At 60.8% G+C, this 15,170-nt stretch carries 16 protein-coding genes and 1 pseudogene; 10 read left to right on the top strand and 7 right to left on the bottom strand.

Annotated elements, in window-relative coordinates:
• Nucleotides 1-8: 8 nt before the first annotated feature.
• On the top strand, nucleotides 9-1,190 hold the full coding sequence (locus tag SB725_RS13625; protein ID WP_059181090.1) for an acetyl-CoA C-acetyltransferase: 1,182 nt from the start codon (nucleotides 9-11) through the stop codon (nucleotides 1,188-1,190).
• 258 nt (nucleotides 1,191-1,448) lie between these two features.
• On the opposite strand, the gene SB725_RS13620 is transcribed toward SB725_RS13625, so the two are convergent.
• Nucleotides 1,449-2,768 carry an Nramp family divalent metal transporter gene (locus tag SB725_RS13620; RefSeq protein ID WP_027925227.1) on the bottom strand — a complete coding sequence of 440 codons (1,320 nt, stop codon included), beginning with the start codon at nucleotides 2,766-2,768 and terminating at the stop codon, nucleotides 1,449-1,451.
• A gap of 204 nt (nucleotides 2,769-2,972) precedes the next feature.
• Between SB725_RS13620 and SB725_RS13615 the strand changes: the two genes are divergently transcribed.
• The 5 genes from SB725_RS13615 (at nucleotide 2,973) to SB725_RS13595 (ending at nucleotide 6,524) form a co-directional block, all read left to right on the top strand.
• Nucleotides 2,973-3,767, top strand: a complete 795-nt coding sequence (locus SB725_RS13615; protein ID WP_059181092.1) for a hypothetical protein — start codon at nucleotides 2,973-2,975, stop codon at nucleotides 3,765-3,767.
• A gap of 57 nt (nucleotides 3,768-3,824) precedes the next feature.
• Nucleotides 3,825-4,748 carry a DMT family transporter gene (locus tag SB725_RS13610; RefSeq protein WP_027925225.1) on the top strand — a complete coding sequence of 308 codons (924 nt, stop codon included), beginning with the start codon at nucleotides 3,825-3,827 and terminating at the stop codon, nucleotides 4,746-4,748.
• Nucleotides 4,749-4,830: 82 nt separating this feature from the next.
• Nucleotides 4,831-5,502 (top strand): glutathione S-transferase family protein, encoded by a 672-nt coding sequence (locus SB725_RS13605; protein WP_410921927.1) that lies wholly within the window; start codon nucleotides 4,831-4,833, stop codon nucleotides 5,500-5,502.
• 43 nt (nucleotides 5,503-5,545) lie between these two features.
• Nucleotides 5,546-5,872, top strand: a complete 327-nt coding sequence (locus tag SB725_RS13600; protein ID WP_059181094.1) for a putative quinol monooxygenase — start codon at nucleotides 5,546-5,548, stop codon at nucleotides 5,870-5,872.
• A 79-nt stretch (nucleotides 5,873-5,951) separates the two neighbouring features.
• The gene (locus SB725_RS13595) at nucleotides 5,952-6,524 is read left to right on the top strand and encodes a hypothetical protein (protein WP_410921926.1); all 573 of its coding nucleotides are present in this window, start codon (nucleotides 5,952-5,954) and stop codon (nucleotides 6,522-6,524) included.
• Between the two features lie 3 nt (nucleotides 6,525-6,527).
• On the opposite strand, the gene SB725_RS13590 is transcribed toward SB725_RS13595, so the two are convergent.
• From SB725_RS13590 to SB725_RS13580, 3 genes are all read right to left on the bottom strand, one after another.
• Entirely contained in the window at nucleotides 6,528-7,244 is a 717-nt protein-coding gene (locus tag SB725_RS13590) for an alpha/beta hydrolase (protein ID WP_027925221.1), read from the bottom strand.
• 206 nt (nucleotides 7,245-7,450) lie between these two features.
• The gene (locus SB725_RS13585; RefSeq protein WP_027925220.1) at nucleotides 7,451-8,563 is read right to left on the bottom strand and encodes a M14 family metallopeptidase; all 1,113 of its coding nucleotides are present in this window, start codon (nucleotides 8,561-8,563) and stop codon (nucleotides 7,451-7,453) included.
• 203 nt (nucleotides 8,564-8,766) lie between these two features.
• The gene (locus SB725_RS13580; RefSeq protein WP_027925219.1) at nucleotides 8,767-9,546 is read right to left on the bottom strand and encodes an ABC transporter substrate-binding protein; all 780 of its coding nucleotides are present in this window, start codon (nucleotides 9,544-9,546) and stop codon (nucleotides 8,767-8,769) included.
• Nucleotides 9,547-9,791: 245 nt separating this feature from the next.
• On the opposite strand from SB725_RS13580, the gene SB725_RS13575 reads away from it, so the two are divergent.
• Nucleotides 9,792-10,442: a type 1 glutamine amidotransferase gene (locus SB725_RS13575; protein ID WP_027925218.1), complete on the top strand. Its 651-nt coding sequence runs from the start codon at nucleotides 9,792-9,794 to the stop codon at nucleotides 10,440-10,442.
• Here SB725_RS13575 and SB725_RS13570 read toward each other — a convergent pair whose 3' ends face one another.
• Nucleotides 10,443-10,877, bottom strand: coding sequence for a rhodanese-like domain-containing protein (locus SB725_RS13570; protein ID WP_027925217.1), 435 nt, complete (start codon nucleotides 10,875-10,877; stop codon nucleotides 10,443-10,445). It abuts the gene before it with no gap.
• A 99-nt stretch (nucleotides 10,878-10,976) separates the two neighbouring features.
• On the opposite strand from SB725_RS13570, the gene ftrA reads away from it, so the two are divergent.
• Nucleotides 10,977-11,951 carry a transcriptional regulator FtrA gene (gene ftrA, locus SB725_RS13565; protein ID WP_410921925.1) on the top strand — a complete coding sequence of 325 codons (975 nt, stop codon included), beginning with the start codon at nucleotides 10,977-10,979 and terminating at the stop codon, nucleotides 11,949-11,951.
• 114 nt (nucleotides 11,952-12,065) lie between these two features.
• Here ftrA and cobF read toward each other — a convergent pair whose 3' ends face one another.
• Together cobF and SB725_RS13555 are read right to left on the bottom strand one after the other, a co-directional pair.
• Nucleotides 12,066-12,821: a precorrin-6A synthase (deacetylating) gene (gene cobF / locus SB725_RS13560; RefSeq protein WP_059181095.1), complete on the bottom strand. Its 756-nt coding sequence runs from the start codon at nucleotides 12,819-12,821 to the stop codon at nucleotides 12,066-12,068.
• The gene (locus SB725_RS13555) at nucleotides 12,821-13,393 is read right to left on the bottom strand and encodes a histidine phosphatase family protein (RefSeq protein WP_027925214.1); all 573 of its coding nucleotides are present in this window, start codon (nucleotides 13,391-13,393) and stop codon (nucleotides 12,821-12,823) included. Before SB725_RS13555 ends, cobF begins: the two co-directional genes overlap by 1 nt.
• A 340-nt stretch (nucleotides 13,394-13,733) precedes the next feature.
• Between SB725_RS13555 and SB725_RS13550 the strand changes: the two are divergent.
• Both SB725_RS13550 and SB725_RS13545 read left to right on the top strand, forming a co-directional pair.
• Nucleotides 13,734-13,865, top strand: a pseudogene (locus tag SB725_RS13550) (MurR/RpiR family transcriptional regulator); the annotation flags it as partial.
• Between the two features lie 251 nt (nucleotides 13,866-14,116).
• Complete coding sequence (locus tag SB725_RS13545; protein ID WP_027925212.1) at nucleotides 14,117-15,133, top strand: arginine N-succinyltransferase; 1,017 nt, start codon at nucleotides 14,117-14,119, stop codon at nucleotides 15,131-15,133.
• The last annotated feature ends 37 nt before the right edge of the window (nucleotides 15,134-15,170 follow it).

Below are 15,170 nucleotides of genomic sequence, written 5' to 3'. Positions count from 1 at the left end.
ATTCCCCCATGCAAGACGTCGTCATTGTCGCCGCCACCCGCACTGCCATTGGCAGTTTCCAGGGCTCTCTGGCCGGCGTTTCCGCGGTTGATCTGGGCGCGGCGGTGATCCGTCAGCTGCTGGCGCAAACCGGCCTGAACCCGGCTGAAGTCGATGAAGTGATTATGGGTCAGGTCCTCACCGCCGGCGCCGGGCAGAACCCTGCGCGCCAGTCCGCGATCAAGGCCGGCCTGCCGTTCACCGTGCCGGCCATGACCCTGAACAAGGTCTGCGGTTCCGGCCTCAAAGCCTTGCACCTGGCCACCCAGGCGATTCGCTGCGGCGATGCCGACGTGATCATTGCCGGCGGCCAGGAAAACATGAGCCTGTCCAACTACGTGATGCCGGGTGCTCGCACCGGTCTGCGCATGGGTCATGCGCAAATCGTCGACACCATGATCAGCGACGGTCTGTGGGATGCGTTCAACGATTACCACATGGGTATCACCGCCGAGAACCTCGCCGAGAAATACAGCCTGACCCGCGAGCAACAGGACGCCTTCGCGGCTAGCTCCCAGCAAAAAGCCACGGCGGCCATCGAAGCCGGGCGTTTTGTCGATGAGATCACGCCAATCCTGATTCCTCAGCGCAAGGGCGATCCGCTGTCCTTCGCCACCGATGAACAACCGCGTGCCGGCACCACCGCTGAAGCGCTGGGCAAGCTGAAACCGGCGTTCAAAAAGGACGGTTCGGTGACGGCAGGCAACGCATCGTCGCTGAACGACGGCGCCGCTGCCGTGATCCTGATGAGCGCCGATAAAGCCAAGGCCCTCGGCCTGCCCGTGCTGGCGACAATCGCTGCTTACGCCAACGCCGGCGTAGACCCGGCGATCATGGGCATCGGCCCGGTGTCGGCCACCCGTCGTTGCCTGAGCAAGGCCGGTTGGTCCATCGATCAACTCGACCTGATCGAAGCCAACGAAGCGTTCGCTGCGCAATCGCTGGCGGTGGCCAAGGACCTGGAATGGGACTTGAACAAGGTCAACGTCAACGGCGGCGCCATCGCACTGGGCCACCCAATCGGCGCATCGGGCTGCCGCGTGCTGGTGACCTTGCTGCATGAAATGATCAAGCGCGACGCCAAGAAAGGCCTCGCCACCCTGTGCATCGGCGGTGGTCAGGGCGTGGCATTGGCGATCGAACGAGCGTAAAGCGTTCTTCAGACTGCGCGGGGACCCACGAAGATCCGCTGCAGCCTGGCAACACCCCCGGCGCGATTCACGTCGCGCCGGGTCCTTGCGCTATACCCGAATCCCTTGTAGCCGCTGGCGAAGCCTGCGGCTACTGGTTGTGTGAGCAGGCCGGGACCGCGTCATCGTTCTTCGCGAGCAGGTTCGCTCCCACAGGGGGTTTGTGCTCACCGAAGATCTACTGTGGGAGCGAGCCGGCTCGCGATGAGGCCCGGACAGTCACCCCAGAAACTGCAAGATCAACCAGCTGTTCGCCCCACTGATCACCACAAACAACCCCCACGCCAACCCCCGAGTCGGCCAGCGATTGACGAACGCCCCCATCAACTGGCGATCGTTGGTCATGCGAATCAATGGGTACAACGCAAACGGCAACTGCAAACTCAATACCACCTGACTCAACACCAGCAACTTGCCAACCGCACTGTCGCCCATCAGCCACACCCCAATGAACGCCGGAATCAGCGCCAGCCCACGGGTGATCAAGCGCCGTTGCCAGCACGGAATCCGCAGGTTCAGGAAACCCTCCATGATCACCTGCCCGGCGATGGTCCCGGTAAAGGTCGAACTCTGCCCCGACGCCAGCAACGCTACGCCGAACAACACGCTGGCCAACGCCCCGCCCACCAGCGGATCCAGCAAGTGATAGGCGTCCTGGATGTCCACCACATCGGTATGCCCGGTCTTGTGGAACGCGGCCGCCGCGAGAATCAGGATCGCTGCATTGACCAGCAGTGCCAACGCCAGCGAACCGATAGTGTCGATGCGCGCCAGGTTCACCGCGTCCTGCTTGCTGGCCAGGTCCTTGCCGATCAGTCGGGTCTGCACGATCGAGGTGTGCAGGTACAGGTTATGCGGCATCACCGTGGCCCCGAGAATGCCGATGGCCAGGTACAGCGGCGCGGCATCGCCAATCGCCGAGAGTGACGGCGTGAAGCCGCGCGCCACGTCTGGCCAGTAAGGTTTGATCAGCAGCAATTCGACGAAGAAACACGCGCCGATGGTGCTCACCAGCACCAGCATGATTGCTTCCAGACGACGGAAACCGCGGTTTTGCAGGGCCAGCACCAGCAGCGTGTCGAACGCCGTCAGGGCGATGCCAAACGTCAGCGAGCACCCGAGTAATAGATGAAACGCCAACGCACAGCCAAGCACTTCGGCAAGGTCGGTGGCGATGATCGAGATTTCCGCCAGCACCCACTGCGTGCGTGCCGTGCGCGTGCTGTAGCGCTCGCGGGACAATTGCGCCAGATCGCGCCCGGTAGCGATGCCCAGGCGCGAACACAAACACTGCACCACCATCCCCGCCAGACTCGCCAGCAGCACCACAAACAACAGGCTGTAGCCAAAGCGCGAGCCGGCCTCGATGGCGGTCGCCCAATTACCCGGGTCCATGTAGCCGATGGACACCAGCAAACCCGGCCCGGCAAAGCTCAGCACCCGCTTGAAGAACGATGCGCGCGGATCAACGGGAACAGTGCCGGCCACTTCCGGCGGGCAGAACGGCGCGGTGGCGACTTTGGGTAGACTGAATTTCACACACACATCCAGAAACAGGTGAGAGGGTGCAGCTTAGACGCTTCGCCCGGCACACCCAAGGGCCCGCAGTTGATGAACATTCCCACGCAAAGCGTGGGAACGTTCAAGGGCTGGCGACTTTGTATACAAAAACAGGCAATCGATGGAGCAATTCAGTGCGCGCGATGCTAACGTTGCCGTCTCTCTCAGGAAGGAGATACGTGCGTGCTGATGCTCAAACTGCTGGTGATTCCAGGATTTCTGTTGCTGATCTCCCTGGCCGGTAAACGCTGGGGGCCAAGCGTGGCCGGTTGGTTGTCCGGGTTGCCGGTGGTGGTCGGGCCGATTCTGTTCTTCCTCGCCATCGAGCAAGGTGAAGTGTTTGCCGCCCAATCGGCGACGGCCGCGTTATCGGCGATGTTCGCGATGATTGCCTTCTGCGTGACCTATGCCCAGGTTGCCCAGCGCGCCAATTGGCCGTTGGCGCTGCTGGTGTCGCTGTCCGTCTGGGCCTTGGCGGCCGTCATCCTGTCGCTGATCCCGCCGTCCCTGGTGTTCTCAGTCATCGCCGCGGCGACTGCGCTGCTCGCTGCGCCTTACCTGTTCCCCAAGGTAAAGCCGCTGGTGTCCGGCCCGGCGCCGAAGTCCGATAAATTGCTGCTGCGCATGATGGCCGGCGCCCTGCTCACCCTCGCGGTTACGTTGCTGGCGAGCACCGTCGGCGAACGCTGGAGCGGCTTGCTCGCGGTGTTCCCGGTGTTGGGCAGCGTGATGGCAGTGTTTTCCCAGCAAACCCGGGGCCCGGCGTTTACCGCCGCACTCCTTCGAGCAACGGCGACCGGCATGTATTCGTTCGCGGCGTTTTGTCTGGTGTTGGCGTTGGCATTGCCGCACATGGGGCTGAGCGCGTTTGCCCTCGGCGTCGCGGTTTCAGTGGCGATGCTCGGGGTCACCCGGCAATTGCTGGCACGCCCGGTCAAGCCGACGACCGCGCCTGGACGATCCGCGATCAACCGCTAAGCTCCTTCACAGCTGCGGGCCAGGATGTCGCCCGCTCACCGTGCTGAAGGACCAGACATGAATCACGCCACGTTACCCGTGCGCACTGCCCGCTCAGCCACTGCCGTGGGCGTTGTCGCCATATTCCTCTGGTCCTGCCTCGCGCTGCTGACCACCCTCACCCAAGGCATTCCCCCGTTTCAGCTGATGGCGCTCGGTTTCGGTGTGGCCTTCGCGGCGAGCGTGGTCATTCTGGGGCGACGTGGCATCGCCGGTTTCAGCAGCTGGCGACAACCCTGGGCCGTCTGGGCGACCGGGTTCAGCGGAATCTTCGTCTATCACGCGCTGTATTTTTTCGCGCTCAAAGCCGCCCCAGCCGCCGAGGCCAGTCTGATCAACTACCTCTGGCCCTTGTTGCTGGTGTTGTTGTCAGCGTTATCGGCCGGGGAAAAGCTGCACAAGCGACAGATGCTCGGCGCGCTGCTAGGGCTCGCCGGCACGGCGTTCATCATGCAGCAACACGCACCAGCGGCGGGTGCGGCGATGCCGGTGGCCGGCTATCTCGCGGCGTTTGGGTGTGCGCTGATCTGGGCCGTTTATTCAGTCTTCAATCGACGCTTCAGCGACGTGCCCAGCAACACCATCGGCGGTGTCTGCGGCCTGGTGGCCATCGGCGGGCTGATCTGCCATCTGCTGTTTGAAACCACGGTCTGGCCGGATGCCGGTCAATGGGCCGCGATCCTCTGCCTGGGCCTGGGACCGGTGGGCCTGGCGTTTTTGGCCTGGGACCACGCCACCAAGCACGGCAGTCTGGCGACATTGGGGGCGCTTTCCTACCTGGCGCCGCTGATTTCCACGCTGCTGTTGATCACCGTGGGCGATAGCCAGGCCAGTCCGATCCTGATCGTGCCCGCGCTGTTGATCATTGGTGGCGCGGTGATTGCCACCACGCGATCCTCCGAGACGGCTATCGCAACACGTTCGATAACATCGAACGAGTAAAGCAACAACCTCGTACGTCAATCGAACGGGTTTCCCTCAACATCAGCCTCAGTTCACAACCCACCCGACTGAGGCCTGCACCATGAAATTCTTTTTCCACCCTTCGCCTAACCCGATGAAAGTTGCCCTGCTGCTTGAAGAACTGCAAACGCCTTACGAATTGATCGGCGTCGACACCTTCAAGGGCGAGCAGCACCTGCCAGCCTTTTTGGCGATCAACCCGAACGCCAAGGTTCCAGCACTCGTTGATGGTGACGCCACAGTGTTTGACTCCCAGGCTATCCTGTTGCACCTGGCGCAAAAACATCAGCGTTTCCTGCCGACCACCGCTGCCGGCAATGCCGAACTGCTGTCGTGGCTGATGTTCATCGCCACCGGCCTGTCACCGTTCTCGGGTCAAGCCGTGCACTTCCTTCACCACGCGCCGGAAGACCTGGCTTATGCGAAAAACCGTTACCTGAAAGAAGTGGAACGTCACTACCGCGTACTCGACCAGCGCCTGGCCGATCATCAATACCTCGCCGGCGACACCTACAGCATCGCCGACATGGCGCTCTGGGGCTGGGCCAACTACGCGCCGTACATCCTCGGCGAAAACGGCCTGGCGGCGTACCCGAACGTCAAGCGCCTGTTCGACGAAATCAGCGCCCGCCCAGCCGCTCAACGTGCCCACGGCTTGAAGGAGCAATTGGAGCTCAAGGCCGAGTTCGACGAAGAAACCCGTCGCAACCTGTTCCCGCAAAACCAGGCCTGAGTCTCCAGATCCGGTCCCGACTCCAGCATTTGAAGGTGATGAAATGAGTGATCAAGTCGCGTTTATCGTTTACCTGCCAGCCAAACCCGAACGTTTCGCCGAAACCAGGGAACGGCTGCTGGAGGTGGTGCACCAGATGTCTGCCGAGCCGGATTTCGTCAACACCTGGGTCCACCAATTGCAAGACGACCCGAACACCCTGGTGCTGTACGAAACCTGGAATTGCAGCAAGGAAGACTTCATCGCCCGTCACCTGAGCAAACCCTATCGCCAGGTGTACGAAGCGCTGCTGCCGGAGTTGCTGGCCGAGGATCGGCGGATCGAGTTTCTTGATGTGATCAGCAGCTATCCGTCGCAACGCGGGGTGTAAACCACCGCCGCGCTGGAATGCTTCACAACGTCCATGGGATGATCGCCCTCAAAGCGCGATCATCCCTGGAGTTTTTTGCATGTCACTGTTGAGTAAAAAAGCCGTTGTCCTGTTGCTGACGGCGGTTGCCAGTCTGGGCGCGTTGAATGCACAGGCCGCCAAGGCCACGGCCACCACGCCATCGTCCACGCAGAAAGTCTCGATGCTGGGCGGCAAGTTCACCTTCTCCCTGCCCAAGGGCTTTACCGCCAACACGCTGCCGGCCAGCCCATCCGGCGCCAGCGGCACCATGTACACCAACGAAACCACCAAGACCGTGGTGATCGCCGCGGAAAACAACCTGCCGGCAGACGTCACCGTCAAAGACAACGACGGCGCGTTTCTCGACGGTACGGCCGCCGATTTCGAAGCCGCACAACGCAAGGCCCTGCCGGATTTCAACAAACTCAGCGAAAAAAGCCTGACACAGAAAGCGTCAGGCCTGGGGTTGCGTCAGGTGGACAGCACCGCCACGCAAGGGGGCGGCATGACCCTCAACACCACGCTGATGGCGGCATCGGGTAACCGCATGGCAGTGGTTCAGGTGATTTCCCGTCCGGGTGACATGGCCGCGCATGAAACGCTGATCAAACAGATCGTCACCGGCAAGTAAGCTTCAAGGGTTGAGGCGCTGCAGCCAGGCGTTCAAATCCACAATCTCGGCCTCGCTGATGTTATGGCCGAGTCCTTCGTAGCCATGAAACTCAGGCTTGAGGGACAGGCTTTTCAGCAGGGTGTCGGCGTCTGTTCCGTCCTTGTACGGCAGGCGGTTGTCCTCTTTGCCATGACCGATGAAGATCGCCAGTTTCTGGAGGTTTTCATCCGGTTTGAGCGCTGATTTCAGGACTGGCAGAACCCGTCCGCTCAACGCTGCAATCCCGCCGACTGCCTCGGGGTGACGCAACGCCACTTCGTAGGACATGATCGCGCCTTGGCTGAACCCCACCAGGAACACCTTGTCGGGTTCGGTGTGATATTTTTTCGCCGCTTGAGCGATGAAATCCAGCAGCACCTGACCGCTGGACTTCAAGTCGCCAGTTTTGCCGTTATAGGCGCCCTCGCCCTTCTTGGTAAACCACTGGTAGCTGCCCTCTTCCAGGGTCATCGGCGCCCGCACCGACAGGTAGGTATAAGTCGCGGGCAGATCATCCTTGATGCCGAACAAGTCCTGCTCGTTGCTGCCGTAACCGTGGAGGAAAATCACCAGTGGCTGGTGTTGCGACTCGGGGTTGGCTTGTTCCAGGTACTTGAGGGGCAGATCGGATTGCAGCGGGGTTTGAGCGTGGACCGAGGCGGATGCCAGCAGTGTCAGCATGGCGAGAAATTTCAACATTGGCCTTCCTTTACAGAAACAGGATTCGGGGGTGAGCCTAGCACTGTGAGCCCTGATATATCAGGTGTTGCTGATGACCCCATCGCGAGCAAGCTCTGCTCCCACAGGGGGCTTTGTTGAATCACAGATGTGTGTTCAACACTGATCCCCTGTGGCAGCTGGGCTTGCCCGCGATGAGGCCCGGGGAAGCACTAGAGACTCCGAAGTTAATCGTTAATCAACTTCCCAACCCGAATCGGCTCGCGCCCCGCCACTTTCGCCTGCCACGTCCCCGGCTGTGTATACCGCCCGCGATCAATCGCGAACAACACGCCGCTCGTCCCGGCGCGCACGGTGGTCACCCGGTCATTCAACGGGTCGACCACTTCAAACAGTGCATCGCCCCGCTCCACCCATTCACCGGCGTTGCGCAGGAAGCTCACCACCCCGTGATGCGGCGCGAACAGGTACTCGGTGCCTTCGAACGGCATGCCTTCACAGCATTCGCTCGGTGCCGCCGGCCATGCGCCCTTGATGAATCCCTGCTCGGCCAGAAAACCGAGGATCGCCTCGCAGTTAGCCTGAGCCTGATCAACCCGCGTGTCGCCCATGCTGCCCAACTCCAGCGTCGTCGCCAGGTTGGCCGGGGGAATAGCGGCGTCAGGAAACGCCCGCGCCAGACGCAACCATGGCGAAGAACACGATTCGTCGAACGAGCTGCCGCCGGAATCTTCACACAACAACGCTACGCCAGCCTTCAGCCGCGCAGCCAGGGATTGCCACTGCGGCCAATGCTGCGGCAAGGCATAGAGATGAATCGCCGCGTCGAAATCACAATGCAGATCGAGGGTGATGTCGGCATCACACGCATGGCGCAACAGCAAGCGGTGCATGGCTTCCAGTTGCGAGGCCGGTGCCGGCAAACCATCAAGGACCTGGCCCATGGTCTGGCGAATCAGGGCGATGTTGGCCTGCGCATCGTCGCCCAATCGGTCACCGATCAACGCGGCCACCGGTGCGCTGAGCTCGACAAACGAGCGGTTGAAGTTCTTGCCGCTGCCCAGTTCAAAGCGGCCCATGTGGCTGCCTTGCAGGTGCTGATCGAGGCCGATCGGGTTCGCCACCGGTACCAGTTCAATCACGCCTTGCAGTTGGCCTTGGGTGTCGAGTTCGGCCAGGCGTTTCTTCAACTCCCACGCCGTGCGCATGCCCGGCAGTTCGTCCGCATGCAGGCTGGCCTGAATGTAGACCTTGCGCGTGCCCGCGCCGTAGCGAAACACGCTGAGGGTACGTTCGGTGCCCAGGTGGCTCCAGGGCAGTGAATGGTCGGTGCGTTGCATGGATAAACTCCTGAAATCTGAACAGTGAGATCCCCCTGTAGGAGTGAGCCTGCTCGCGATAGCGGTGGGTCATGTCATTAAATTTCGACTGACCCACTGCTATCGCGAGCAGGCTCACTCCTACAGCGTTCTCTGTTGCTAGAAAGAATGCACAAAAAAAATGGCAACCGCGTCAACGGTTGCCACTTTTTTGAACAGCGTGATTACTCGCCGTAAACGTCAAACTTGAAGTACTTGTCCTGCACTTGCTTGTACTTGCCGTTGGCGCGGATTTCGGTGATAGCGGCATTGAACTGCTCGGCCAGGGCGGTATCGCCCTTGCGCACGGCAATGCCGGCGCCGCCACCGAAGTACTTCGGATCGTTGTATTCCGGGCCTACGAAGGCGAAACCTTTACCGGCGTCGGTTTTCAGGAAACCGTCGTCCAGGTTGACCGAGTCGGCCAGCAGCGCGTCAACGCGGCCAGAGACCATGTCCAGGTTGGCTTCCTGCTGGGAACCGTAGCGAACCAGCTGAATCCCGCCCGGCACCAGCACTTCGGTGGCGAAGCGGTCGTGGGTACTGGCGCGCAGCACACCGACTTTCTTGCCTTTGAGATCGGTCAGCGGGTCCTTGACGTCGGTGCCTTCCTTCATCACGAAGCGCGCCGGCGTGTGGTAGTACTTGATGGTGAAATCGACGTTCTTCTTGCGGTCGTCAGTGATGGTCATGGACGACAGGATCGCGTCGATTTTCTTCACTTTCAGCGCCGGGATCAGGCCGTCGAATTCCTGCTCGACCCACGTACATTTGACTTTCATCTGCTCACACAGCGCATCGCCGATGTCCACGTCGAAACCGGTCAGTTTGCCGTCAGGGGTTTTCATCGAGAATGGCGGGTAGCCGGCTTCAATACCGATGCGGATCGGCTTGGCGTCATCGGCCACAGCGGTCAGGGACAACATCGACAGTGCCAGGGCACCGAACATCACTAGCTTTTTCATTTATAACTCCCGTGTGCGGAGGCTTTTATTGGCAGCTTACGATTGGCTTTCGGCCGGTGAAAACCGAAGTGGTCGGCAGTCTAGAGTGGCTTCAAATGGGCAAATTGTGTTTAAGCGACAAATACTTACAGAAAAGTGGCTCGCGTAACGGAGTCCCTTGAAGTGTGCGCCACCGCAGTGCACAGACTGTAGGACAAGTCCTTTAATCAGACAAAACCTACACACAAAAACGACAGGGAATCCTGATGCCAACATTGAACCTGATCCAGCACCACCCCGCCGAAGGTCCCGGGGCGATTGCTGAATGGGCCACGTCCCGAGGCTTGACGCTGAACGTCTTTCGCGCAGACCTCGGCCAATTGCCGCCGGTGAGCGCGACACCGGTGATGGTGTTGGGTGGGCCTTACGAATCCAGTGCTGGCCCGGCCTGGCTGGAAGCCGAGCGGCAGTGGTTGGCGGGCAGCCTGAATCAGGGCGCTCCGGTGTTTGCGATTTGCCTGGGGGCGCAGTTGTTGGCGCTGAGTCTGGGCGGACAGGTGCGGCGGATGGATCGAACCGAAACCGGCTGGACTGAGGTGACGTTCGCCGATGGCCAGCGGCTGAAGGTGCTGGAGTGGCACGAAGACGCGATTGATCTGCCGCCCGGCGCGCAATTGCTCGCCAGCAGCGCTCAATGCGAACAGCAGATGTATCGGGTGGGGCCGATGCGTGTGGGGTTGCAGTTCCATCCGGAGTGGAATGCCGGGTCGGTGGCGATGCTCAATGAACACTTTGGTGAGGAATCACCGTTGCCTCGGGGTGAACAGGACAGCGCCGCCTACACCGCCGTATATGACTGGTTGCAGGCGACGCTGGATGGGTGGTGGACCGTTTCGTCCGCTATGCGCAATGGTTGATCAACATTCACACCCTATGGCGGTCGAGGCTGGCCGCTGCACCGCCACACTCAACTCAAACCCTTCATCCAGCCACCCCGTCACCCCGCCGATCATTTCCTTGACCGGGTAACCCAGCGCCGCAAGTTTCACAGCGGCCTTGTTGGCGCCGTTGCAATGCGGGCCCGCGCAATACACCACGAACAAACTGCTTTTCGGGTAAGCCGCGAGACCTTCAGCGGTCAGCAATCGCCCCGCAATATTGATCGCGCCCGGCACATGGCCGCGCTCGAACGCCAGCGGACCGCGTACGTCCACCAGCACAAAATCCACTTCGCCGGCCTGTTGGCTGGTGTGGACGTCGGAACAGTCGGTTTCGAAAGTCAGGCGGTTGCTGAAATGCATCAAGGCAATGGCCGAAGGGGCGGCGGGGATTTCGCGAACCAGGCTGGTCATGTTCTGTACTCCATAGTGTGTGGGCGTGAGAAGACTTTATCCGCCCGCCACTTGCCGCTACAGTGGCGCACAAGACACTCACCGGGAACTTTCCGCCAAATGCAGCCTAACCCTGGATTGGTCGCGATTCTGGCCTACGACGGCCTTTGTACTTTCGAATTCGGCATTGCCGTGGAGATCTTCGGCCTGGCACGGCCAGAGTTCGACTTCCCGTGGTACGAACACCGGATTGTCGCCGTGGACCAAGGCCCGATGCGCGCCATGGGCGGCATTCAAGTGCTGGCCGATGGTGGCATGGAGCTGCTCGAAGATGCCCGGACCATCATCATTCCCGGCTGGCGCGACCGTCATGCGCCGGTGCCCGAACACTTGCTCGACGCCTTGCGCAAGGCCCATGCACGCGGAGCGCGATTGCTGTCGATCTGTTCCGGGGTGTTTGTGCTGGCGGCGACCGGTTTGCTCGACGGTCACTGCGCTACCACCCATTGGCGCTACACCACTGAACTGGCTGAACGTTTTCCGCACATTCTGGTGGACCCGCAGGTGTTGTATGTCGATGCCGGTCAATTGATTACCTCGGCCGGCAGCGCAGCGGGCATCGATGCCTGCCTGCACCTGGTGGCGCGGGATTTCGGTACGCAAGTGGCGAACACGGTGGCTCGGCGGCTGGTGATGTCGCCGCAACGCACTGGCGGCCAGGCGCAGTTTATTCCGACACCGGTCAGCCCGACGCCGCGCAGTGACGTGTCACGCGTCATGCAATGGGCGCGGGAGCGCTTGCACCAGCCGCTGGAGGTTCGTGATCTGGCGAGCGAGGCGGCGATGAGTGAGCGAACGTTTCTGCGCCGCTTTACCGAAGCCACCGGGATGTCGCCAAAAGCCTGGTTGCAGCATGAGCGACTGGCGCGGGCCCGGGAGTTGCTGGAGGGCACCGGGCACAATACCGATCAGATTGCCGAGCAGTGCGGGTATCGGTCGGTGGAGAGTTTTCGGGTGGCGTTTCGGGGGGTGGTGGGGGTGCCGCCGTCGGTGTACCGGGAGCGGTTTGGGCGTGGGGACATGGCTGGTATTTGAGCTGACCTTCAGGGCCCCATCGCGAGCAAGCTCGCTCCCACATTGGATCGATATAACGCCTGAAATTCCTGTGGGAGCTCGCTCGCGATGAGGCCAGCCTAGACACCACTGGATTCAAGGCTTGCGCAGCAGATAGGTATCCATAATCCACCCATTCGCCAATCGAGCCGCCTTGCGCACCCGCTCAATCTCATCCGCTACCTCTTCAAGCTTGCCGCTGATCAGCATCTCATCCGGCGTCCCCAAATAAGCCCCCCAGTAAATCACGGTCTGCGGATCAGCCACCTGACGGTAGGCATCTTGCGCATCCAGCATCACCACCACACTGTCCGCGTCACTCACCTGCCCCGCGGCCAAACGGCGCCCGGTGGTGATTTCAATCGAGCGACCGATGCGATTGAGCGGCACTTTATGGCGCGCTGCCAATGCCTGGACGCTGGTGATGCCGGGGATCACCTCGAACTCGAACACACAGCGCCCCGTCGCCAGGATCGCCTGCAAAATCCGGATCGTGCTGTCGTACAACGCCGGATCGCCCCACACCAGGAAACCGGCGCATTGCTCGTCAGTCATTTCCTCGTTGATCAGGCGTTCGAAGGTCAATTGCCTGGCAAGGTTGAGGTCTTCGACACTGCTCGTGTAGTCCACCTCACCGCGCTCACGCTCGGGGCTGTGGGCTTCGACGAAGCGATAGTCGTGATCGGTGATGTAGCGTTCGCAGATGTCGCGACGCAGGTGGATCAGTGAATCTTTGTCCTGGCCCTTGTCCATCAGGAAAAACACATCGACGAGATTCAACGCCTTCACAGCCTGCATCGTGATGTAGTCGGGATTGCCGGCGCCGATGCCGATGACCAACAGTTTTCTCATCACAGCACTCCTTGGGCATCAGTGCCGAGCAAGCGCAGGCGCCAGCGGCCGGTGAACCGCAACTCAATGGCTGACAACGGTTCAACGTCAATCTGGTTGAACGCCGCACCCTGCAATACCAGGGTGAGCGCAGCGCGAATGACAAACGGATGGGTGACCGCAATAACATGCCCCGGCGTTGCCTCAAGGGTGTGCAGCCACTGCGCCACACGCTGACCCAGTTGCGCCACCGACTCACCGCCATGGGGCGCCGAGGTTGGGTCATCGAGCCAGGCCTGGAGCGCCTCGGGCTGCGACGTTTGCAGGTCATCAATGCGCACGCCCTGCCACTGCCCGAAGTCGCAATCGCTCAATGCATCGACCACTTCAACTTCATCGCCAAACAGTGCGGCCGTTTGCCGGGTGCGCAATTCCGGACCGCAGAGCAAACGCGGCGTCCCTTTGAACGCATGACGACGCGACCCCTTCGCCGATTGCCAATCCATTTCCAGCGGTTCGTTCGTAGGAAAACGCGCCAATTTCTGTGCGACGGTTCGAGCGTGACAGATCAAGGTCAAACGGGTTGTTTGCACGGATAAACACCCTGGCGATGAAACGGAAACGGCAACGCGCCGACGATATTCGCCTGATTGTGCCGCAAGAAGCCCGACTCAGGGCGTTTCGTTTCAACCGGCACGCCTGGCTTGCCCCTGCAGCGGGCCGGTGAAACTCGGCAATCTCCGACACGTTTATGGGCGATAGCCTACAAGCTCTATCGACTACCATGTAGCCCCTTTAGCGCGCGGTTTACGCCCTGTTTTAGGGCTCAAAAAAGGCGTGGAAAAATTCACTAGACTTGTAGGCTCGGCTACATAAATACTGCTTTCGCAATTTGTGAAATGAAACCGACATCGCCATCCAGCAGGAGCCCGGATGCCCACCTTCAGAGACCTGATCACCGACGCCGGCCTGGAGCTGACGTCGTCGGAACGCAAGGTCACACGCGCCTTGCTGGCCCCGTACCGGCGTAACGGGCTCGGCCCTCTCTTGCAACCACGTCCCCACCTGCAACAAGTCCATCTGCACTGGCCCCGCCTGTTTACGCGCCCTCCCCGCGCCATAGCCTTGGGACTGACCTATTTTTTGCTCAACAAAACCGGCTCCCCCAGGGTGCTGTCCGAGCCGAGCAACGGCTTAAGATAAAAAGTGCGGCGTCTGACAACAAATCAGCCGATCGCTGCTTCAACGCGTGGAAACCGACAGTGATAGTCAGGTTCGGAACACATCGCCGAACCCTTTGATACAGGAGTACATCCATGCTGGTCTTACGCCCAGTCGAGTTAACCGACCTGCCCCAGTTACAACAACTGGCGCGCGACAGCCTGGTGGGTGTCACGTCGTTGCCGGACGACACCGAACGCCTGCGCCAGAGGATTATCGATTCCTGCGCCTCATTCGAAAAAGACGTTGAGGCACAGGGCCCGGAGAATTACTTCTTCGTGCTGGAGGACCTGACGACCCAACGCCTGGCAGGTTGTTCAGAGCTCCTGGCCACCGCCGGCTTCAACGAGCCGTTCTACAGCTTGCGTAACCGCCACTTCACCAGCGCCTCCCGGGAACTGAACATCGAACATGGCGTGCCGGCGCTGTCGCTGTGCCAGGACCTCAACGGTCACACCTTGCTGCGCGGCTTTCACATCGATACCACGCTGGTGCGCACTGCATTTTCGGAGCTGCTGTCACGGGCACGGCTGCTGTTCATCGCCGCCCATCCGCAGCGCTTTGCCGACGCGGTCATCACCGAAATCGTCGGCTACAGCAGCGATGAGGGGCAATCGCCGTTCTGGGATGCGGTGGGCAAACACTTTTTCGACCTGCCTTACACTGAGGCCGAACGGCTGTGCGGACTGGAAACCCGGACCTTCCTCGCCGAACTGATGCCGCAGTACCCGATCTACGTGCCGATGCTGCCCCAGGCGGCCCAGGACTGCATTGGCCGGATTCACCCGGACGGCCAGGAGGCCTTCGATATTCTTGAGCGCGAAGGCTTTGAAACCAACAGCTACATCGACCTGTTCGACGGTGGCCCTACCCTGTATGCGCGCACTTCGAACGTGCTCTCCATCGCCCAAAGCCAGACAGGCACGGTGCAACGGCGCTCATCCATCGATGCACGCGGTCGTTACCTGGTGAGCAACGATGCGCTCGAAGGCTATCGCGCGATCGTCGTCGAACTGGATGTTGTAACCGGGCAACCGGTGGGGTTGAGCGCCGAGATGTGTCAGGCCTTGAACGTGACCGATGGCAGCCCGATCCGGCTGATCGCCTTGTGAGCATCACCCGGCCCTGTGCCCAACGACAGCGCCCGAA

The organism is Pseudomonas sp. SIMBA_041, from assembly GCF_046535095.1.
Classification (GTDB): domain Bacteria; phylum Pseudomonadota; class Gammaproteobacteria; order Pseudomonadales; family Pseudomonadaceae; genus Aquipseudomonas; species Aquipseudomonas mucoides.
The sequence above is the reverse complement of the archived record's forward strand: the minus strand, read 5'-3'. Positions and strand labels throughout refer to the sequence as shown.

Excerpts from the sequence above, each read along its gene's own strand:
- SB725_RS13545 (WP_027925212.1), top strand. The coding sequence starts at position 14,117 with ATGCTGGTCTTACGCCCAGTCGAGTTAACCGACCTGCCCCAGTTACAA.
- cobF (WP_059181095.1), bottom strand. The coding sequence starts at position 12,821 with ATGAGAAAACTGTTGGTCATCGGCATCGGCGCCGGCAATCCCGACTAC.
- SB725_RS13585 (WP_027925220.1), bottom strand. The coding sequence starts at position 8,563 with ATGCAACGCACCGACCATTCACTGCCCTGGAGCCACCTGGGCACCGAA.
- ftrA (WP_410921925.1), top strand. The coding sequence starts at position 10,977 with ATGCAGCCTAACCCTGGATTGGTCGCGATTCTGGCCTACGACGGCCTT.
- SB725_RS13590 (WP_027925221.1), bottom strand. The coding sequence starts at position 7,244 with ATGTTGAAATTTCTCGCCATGCTGACACTGCTGGCATCCGCCTCGGTC.
- SB725_RS13570 (WP_027925217.1), bottom strand. The coding sequence starts at position 10,877 with ATGACCAGCCTGGTTCGCGAAATCCCCGCCGCCCCTTCGGCCATTGCC.
- SB725_RS13625 (WP_059181090.1), top strand. The coding sequence starts at position 9 with ATGCAAGACGTCGTCATTGTCGCCGCCACCCGCACTGCCATTGGCAGT.
- SB725_RS13575 (WP_027925218.1), top strand. The coding sequence starts at position 9,792 with ATGCCAACATTGAACCTGATCCAGCACCACCCCGCCGAAGGTCCCGGG.
- SB725_RS13595 (WP_410921926.1), top strand. The coding sequence starts at position 5,952 with ATGTCACTGTTGAGTAAAAAAGCCGTTGTCCTGTTGCTGACGGCGGTT.
- SB725_RS13605 (WP_410921927.1), top strand. The coding sequence starts at position 4,831 with ATGAAATTCTTTTTCCACCCTTCGCCTAACCCGATGAAAGTTGCCCTG.
- SB725_RS13610 (WP_027925225.1), top strand. The coding sequence starts at position 3,825 with ATGAATCACGCCACGTTACCCGTGCGCACTGCCCGCTCAGCCACTGCC.
- SB725_RS13580 (WP_027925219.1), bottom strand. The coding sequence starts at position 9,546 with ATGAAAAAGCTAGTGATGTTCGGTGCCCTGGCACTGTCGATGTTGTCC.
- SB725_RS13600 (WP_059181094.1), top strand. The coding sequence starts at position 5,546 with ATGAGTGATCAAGTCGCGTTTATCGTTTACCTGCCAGCCAAACCCGAA.